The organism is Sphingobacterium sp. FBM7-1, assembly GCF_020687765.1.
In the GTDB taxonomy this organism is placed as follows: Bacteria; Bacteroidota; Bacteroidia; order Sphingobacteriales; family Sphingobacteriaceae; genus Sphingobacterium.
Window position 1 is genome coordinate 120,394 of the sequence record NZ_JAJEWJ010000010.1, and the last position, 6,449, is coordinate 126,842.

Below are 6,449 nucleotides of genomic sequence, written 5' to 3' on the forward strand. Positions count from 1 at the left end.
ACTAAAATTTTTCAAATATGAAAACAGATATTAAAATTCAATTTACTCTTATCCATCGCATTTTGCATTGGATAATGGCTTTTGCAATGCCTGTGTTATTTATCACCGGTTTTCTTCGTATCTACTGGATGAATAAAAAACATATAATCGGTATCATCGAAAGTAAAACAGATTTATTAGCCAAAGAACAGTCAATGGAAATTGCTAAAAGCATTCTTGAACCAATGTGGCAGTGGCACGAAGTATTTGCACACATTATGATATTTTCATTCCTTGCAAGAATAATTTATATGTTGGCAAAAGGCATTCGTTTTCCAAATCCGTTTCAGCGCAATCAACCGCTTAAAGAACGGTTACAGGGTTTTACTTATGTGTATTTTTATCTTTTTGTATTCATTTCTGCCGTTACGGGTATTTGTATCAGACAAGGATTTTTTCCACAATGGAAAGAAAATATTGAAGCTGTCCATAAATGGGGTGTTTATTGGTTTCCTATTTTTATTCTATTGCATTTTGTGGGAATTGTCATTGCTGAATTATCCAGTAAAAAAGGAGTCACCTCAAAAATGATTGGTGGGGATTAAAGAAAAATTTTGATATTGATAAGCCAAAATACTTTACAATAATATAACCTATCGACCTTATATATTTTGGAAAAATATATATTAATTAAATGATTATGAACCGTAATAACCAATAATTTTAACGCAAAGATTTCATTAATGAGCGAACATAACAACATCAAAGAAATTGCCCGACTTTTTCTGAAACTGGGATTTACGGCATTTGGTGGTCCTGCTGGTCATACTGCTATGATGCGGGAGGAAGTTGTAGTGAAAAGAAATTGGTTATCCGAGCAGCAATTTCTTGATTTGATGGGAGCTACAAATTTAATTCCTGGTCCCAACAGTACTGAACTCGCCATACATATTGGTAAAGAAAAAGGCGGCTGGAAGGGAATGCTTGTTGCCGGAAGTCTTTTTATTCTTCCTGCCGTACTTATCACGGGGATTTTTGCTTATTTGTACAAAATATATGGACAACTTCCTCAAGTCGAACCATTTGTTTATGGTATCAAACCCGCAATTATTGCCATTATTTTGGCAGCAGTCTATCCATTAGGCAAGCAATCTGTAAAATCTAAAGAGTTGGCTATTGTTGGATTATTGGTTTTAATTTTTTCATTTTTTGTGCAAAATGAAATCTTATTAATGTTTGGTTTCGGTTTACTATTTATGCTTTATAAATCACTTAAAGAGAAGCATACACTCAACAGTTTTTTCCCGATTCCGTTCTTGTCCATTCCCTTAATGACCACAATTTCTGTTACCAACCTCAAACTGTTTTGGATTTTCCTAAAGATAGGAGCAGTTTTGTACGGAAGTGGTTATGTGTTGTTTGCATTTTTAGATTCTGAACTCGTGACCACAGGTATTTTAAGTCGCCAAGAACTGATTGATGCCATTGCCGTGGGGCAGTTTACGCCCGGCCCCGTTACGTCTTCGGTTACATTTATTGGTTATCAAATCAATGGAATTTGGGGTGCAATTATCTCAACATTTGCTGTCTTTTTGCCTTCTTTTATTTTCGTCGCATTATTGAATCCAATTTTGAAATTTTTACGAAAATCAACACGTTTCTCTTCCTTTTTAGATGCAGTAAATATTGCTTCGGTAGCACTCATTATTTCGGTCTGCATCATTATGGGAAGAGAAGTAATAACCGACTGGCGGACGATATCCATTGCAATCATCAGCCTTTTTCTAACCTTTGGCTTCCGAAAAATAAGCTCCGTCGTTATCATACTTCTTGGGTCTTTGACGGGCTATTTATTACATCTAATATAATTAAAATATAGTTTTATGACACCCTATAACATTCCCAAACACCTGACCGGACTGTCGGAAGAGGAACTGAAAATCTCTCGTAGCCAATTCGGTTACAACCAGGCAGACAACATTAAAAAAAATATCTGGTACACGATGCTATTGGACATCCTGAAAGAGCCGATGTTGCTTTTGCTCATTGCCGTGGCGATTATTTATGTGATTGTGGGCAATTATTCCGAAGCAATTTTTATGTTGGGAGCGATTATAGCCGTTTCGGGTATTTCGTTCTATCAGGACAATCGTAGTAAAAAGGCATTGGAAGCCTTGGAAAAACTGAACGAACCGCTCAGTACCGTTATCCGAAATTCAAAAGTAATACAAATCCCTACCCACGAAATTGCCGTGGGCGACTTGTGCATAACCGAAGAAGGAAAGATGATCAATGCCGATGGTGAGATTGTGCATAGCAATGATTTTTCGGTCAATGAAGCATCGCTAACAGGAGAAAGCTTTTCGGTGTTCAAAAGTCAGGAAACCGATGACAGAAAAGTATATAGCGGTTCGTTGACGGTTTCTGGACTGGCGGTTTTTAAAGTGGAAAAAATCGGTACGGAAACCAAGCTGGGAAAAATCGGACAATCCATTCAGAACATCAAAGGAGAGCAATCTCCCTTACAAATTCAGATTACAAAATTTGTCAAATGGATGGCAATCATCGGCATTGTTGTTTTTTTATTAGTTTGGGCATACAGTTTTTGGCAATCAAGAGATATTATTGAAAGTTTGTTGGTCGGACTGACTTTGGCAATGTCCATTTTACCCGAAGAAATTCCTGTGGCTTTTACCACATTTATGGCATTGGGAGCGTGGAAATTAATGCGAGAAGGGATTATCATCAAACGAAGCAGTGTGGTAGAAACATTGGGAAGTACCACGGTGATTTGCGCAGATAAAACCGGCACCATTACCGAAAATTCGATGCACTTGAAAGCCCTTTTTGATTACAAATCCAACAAGATTTTTGACGAAGCTGATTTTAACACACCCGAACTGTCCGAACTCATTGCGTTTGCGATGTGGAGTAGTGAACCTGTTCCGTTTGATCCGATGGAGAAAACGCTGCATCAGGTTTATGAAAAAACTCAAGCCGATGACCAACGGAAGAACTTCCAAATGATACACGAATATCCCTTGGAAGGAAAACCGCCAATGATGACACATCTTTTTGAAAATGAACAGGATGAAAGAATTATTGCCACCAAAGGTGCTCCCGAAGCCATTCTTGCGTCATCAAATTTGTCGGAAATTGAAAAAGAAAAACTTCGCCGGCATATCAGCGATTTTGGCAAACAGGGCTATCGATTATTGGGTGTAGCCAAGTCAAATTTTGAAGGAACTGATTATCCCGAAAAACAACAGGATTTCAACTTTGAATTCTTAGGATTTACCGTGTTTTACGACCCACCAAAGAAAAATATTCAGGAAGTATTCCAAAAAATATACGATGCCGGAATTAAAGTAAAGGTGATTACAGGCGATAATGCCGACACCACCCTTGCCATTGCCCGGCAAGCGGGAATTATCAATGAAACTCCTGCCGTAAACGGAGCAGAAATTATCCACCACACTGAACCAGAATTGATTGAACTGTCAAGAAAAACGACCTTGTTTACCCGAATGTTTCCAGAAGCTAAATTAAAAATAGTCAATGCTTTCAAAAAAGATGAAGAAGTTGTTGCTATGTTGGGCGATGGCGTAAACGATGCTCCTGCACTGAAAGCCGCTCATATTGGTGTTGCAATGGGAAGCAAAGGCACGGAAATAGCCAAAGCAGCAGCTTCATTAGTGATTACCAATGATGATTTGGACAAACTCATCACAGGAATTGCAGCAGGGAGACGAATTTATGCCAATATCAAAAAAGCCATTCAGTATATTATCTCCATTCATATTCCTATTATTCTGACCGTTTCGCTGCCTTTGTTTTTGGGTTGGATTTATCCTCATATTTTTACGCCGGTACATGTTATTTTTCTGGAGTTGATTATGGGACCCACCTGTTCCATTGTCTATGAAAATGAACCGATGGAAAAAGACACGATGCAACGAAAACCACGGAAAATGTCCGAAACTTTCTTGAATTGGAAAGAATTAAGCATCAGCATTATTCAAGGTTTGATAATTACAGCAGCTGTATTGTTCTCTTATCAATTTTCCGTTCAAAAAGGAAGTAACGAAGAAACTACAAGAGCAATGGTTTTTACTACCTTGATTTTTGCCAATGTGTTTTTGAGCCTGGTCAATCGCTCATTCGTTTACAGTATGTTTGAGAGTTTCAAATACAAAAACCGTTTATTTCCAGTTATCATCGGAGCAACTTTGATATTGCTTTTCGCCATATTGTACATACCGATATTTGCCGGTTTCTTTCACGTAACCGGATTGAACATCCCAGAATTAGGAATGACATTTTTAATCGCAGCAACTTCAGTTTTGTGGTTTGAGATGTACAAATGGATTGTAAATCGTCAGCAAAAAGTGGACACGTTATTTTAAAATCATAAGGAGTGTTTTCATCAAAAAGCATTAGATTTAATTATGGGAACACCAAAGAAAAAGAGTACGGAATCATTTGTAAAAGACATTCGAAAAAATACGCGCAGGATCTTTACAGCCGAACAGAAGATTTTGATCGTTATGGAGGGTCTTAGAGCCGAGACCTCTGTGGCAGAATTATGCAGAAAGCACAGCATCGCCCAGTCCCAGTTCTACGCTTGGAACAAAGAGTTTATGGAAGCTGGCAAAAAACGTCTCAATGGAGATGTTGTACGTGAAGCTACCAGCGATGAAGTTTCAGATTTAAAGAAAGAAAATGCCCGGTTGAAAGAGATGGTAGCCGATCTGGTATTGCGTTACGATATTATAAAAAAAAGTTTGGACATGCTGGATTAATCCATAAATATCGGAAATATATGAGATTATCAGCAGGTGAGAAATACGAAATCATTCAGACCGTTACCACGAGTGAAATCGGTGTGAAACGCACCTTAGCAAGCTTCGGGATCGCTAGAAGTACATTCTATAGATGGTATCAGAAGTATCTTGAAAACGGTTATGATGGCTTGAAACAAGGCCATAGAACTTATAAAAGACAATGGAACAGCATTCCCGAAGACCAAAAAAACCTAGTGGTTGAAGTAGCTCTGGAACACTCCGAATTATCCTCCCGGGAACTGGCGTACAAGATCACCGATGAACAGGGTATTTTTATCTCAGAATCCAGCGTTTACCGGATTCTGAAGCAAAGAAATCTGATCCCGGCGCCGAATCATTTCCTTCTTTCAGCAGCAAATGAGTTTAAAGACAAGACGGAGTTTGTGCACCAAATGTGGCAGACCGACTTCACGTATTTCAAGATTGTCGGTTGGGGATGGTATTACCTGAGCACGGTTTAGGATGATTACAGCCGCTACATCATCCACTGGGAGCTATGCGATTCAATGAATGCAGAAGATGTGAAAAGGACGGTAAATACAGCCATTGAGAAAGCAAGGTTAAAATCGAAAGCCAAACCGAAGTTGCTTTCTGATAACGGACCTTGTTATGTCTCAAACGAGCTGAAAACTTATCTAAAAGAAGCTTTAAAGATGAAACAGGTCCACGGAAGACCGATGCATCCGCAGACACAGGGGAAAATTGAGCGGTATCATAGGACGATGAAAAACGTGGTAAAATTAAACCATTTTTACCATCCTGAAGAGCTTATCGAAGCCCTGGAAAAGTTTGTGGACAACTACAACAACCGCCGTTATCACGAATCGCTGAATAACCTGACACCAGCAGACATCTATTATGGACGATCTGAGCAGATCATCGAAAAAAGAAAACGCATAAAAGCCGATTCAATACAGCGAAGAAGAAAATTGTACAATCATCAAAAATTAATAAATTTATAACGCAAAATACTCCTTAAGGAATTTGACCTATGTGTCTAATTTAGTTTGAAGACATACAGGACCCATAGTTTCTTTGTTACAAAACACCTATCTATAATACAGTTTTTTAAAATAATTTCTGGCAAACTTTTACACCTTTTTTACACCCCGTAAAAAGAAAAACCCTTGAATAACAGTTTGTTATCAAGGGTTTGAAGTACCTAGGGCGGGAATCGAATTCGAACAGCCGTTTATTACTTCGATTTTTTGCTGAAATTCCGTGTTTTTGGTGTCTTTTTGCACTTGATATACCTTATTTTATCGATTAATTGGTGGGACTTTTGGTGGGACTTTTTTTGTTTAATATTGTATTTCCGTAGAGTTCTTGTTAATTCATTTTTATGCAATTTTGTTTATTCAAATATGCTGTTTAAAATTGAATACACAAAGTGCAAATTTAGTCTAGTCGATGATAATCAGGTTCAGTGGATTGGACAAATCGTACTGCTTCTGTCAGTTGGTTACGTAATAATTGAATTCTTTTCATAAGGTAGCGAAAGCGAAGTTGTAAGCTTCCCCTAAAAAAAGACTGTTAGAGAATAGAAAAATGATTAATAACTTTAACAGTGTATTATGAAAGGAAAACGATTCAAACCAGAGCAGATCAGTAAGATCCTTAAGGAAT

At 37.9% G+C, this 6,449-nt stretch carries 3 protein-coding genes and 1 pseudogene; all 4 read left to right on the forward strand.

The window, feature by feature from the left end:
- Positions 1–17 precede the first annotated feature (17 nt).
- Positions 18–584, forward strand: a complete 567-nt coding sequence (locus LKO28_RS14615) for a cytochrome b/b6 domain-containing protein (RefSeq protein ID WP_227695761.1) — start codon at positions 18–20, stop codon at positions 582–584.
- A gap of 138 nt (positions 585–722) precedes the next feature.
- Positions 723–1,847: a chromate efflux transporter gene (chrA, locus tag LKO28_RS14620; protein WP_093366750.1), complete on the forward strand. Its 1,125-nt coding sequence runs from the start codon at positions 723–725 to the stop codon at positions 1,845–1,847.
- Positions 1,848–1,862: 15 nt separating this feature from the next.
- On the forward strand, positions 1,863–4,385 hold the full coding sequence (locus LKO28_RS14625) for a cation-translocating P-type ATPase (protein WP_227695762.1): 2,523 nt from the start codon (positions 1,863–1,865) through the stop codon (positions 4,383–4,385).
- Between the two features lie 42 nt (positions 4,386–4,427).
- Positions 4,428–5,785: pseudogene (locus LKO28_RS14630) on the forward strand (IS3 family transposase).
- Positions 5,786–6,449 lie beyond the last annotated feature (664 nt).

Coding starts and splice junctions, on each gene's coding strand:
- LKO28_RS14615 (WP_227695761.1), top strand. CDS start 18: ATGAAAACAGATATTAAAATTCAATTTACTCTTATCCATCGCATTTTG.
- chrA (WP_093366750.1), top strand. CDS start 723: ATGAGCGAACATAACAACATCAAAGAAATTGCCCGACTTTTTCTGAAA.
- LKO28_RS14625 (WP_227695762.1), top strand. CDS start 1,863: ATGACACCCTATAACATTCCCAAACACCTGACCGGACTGTCGGAAGAG.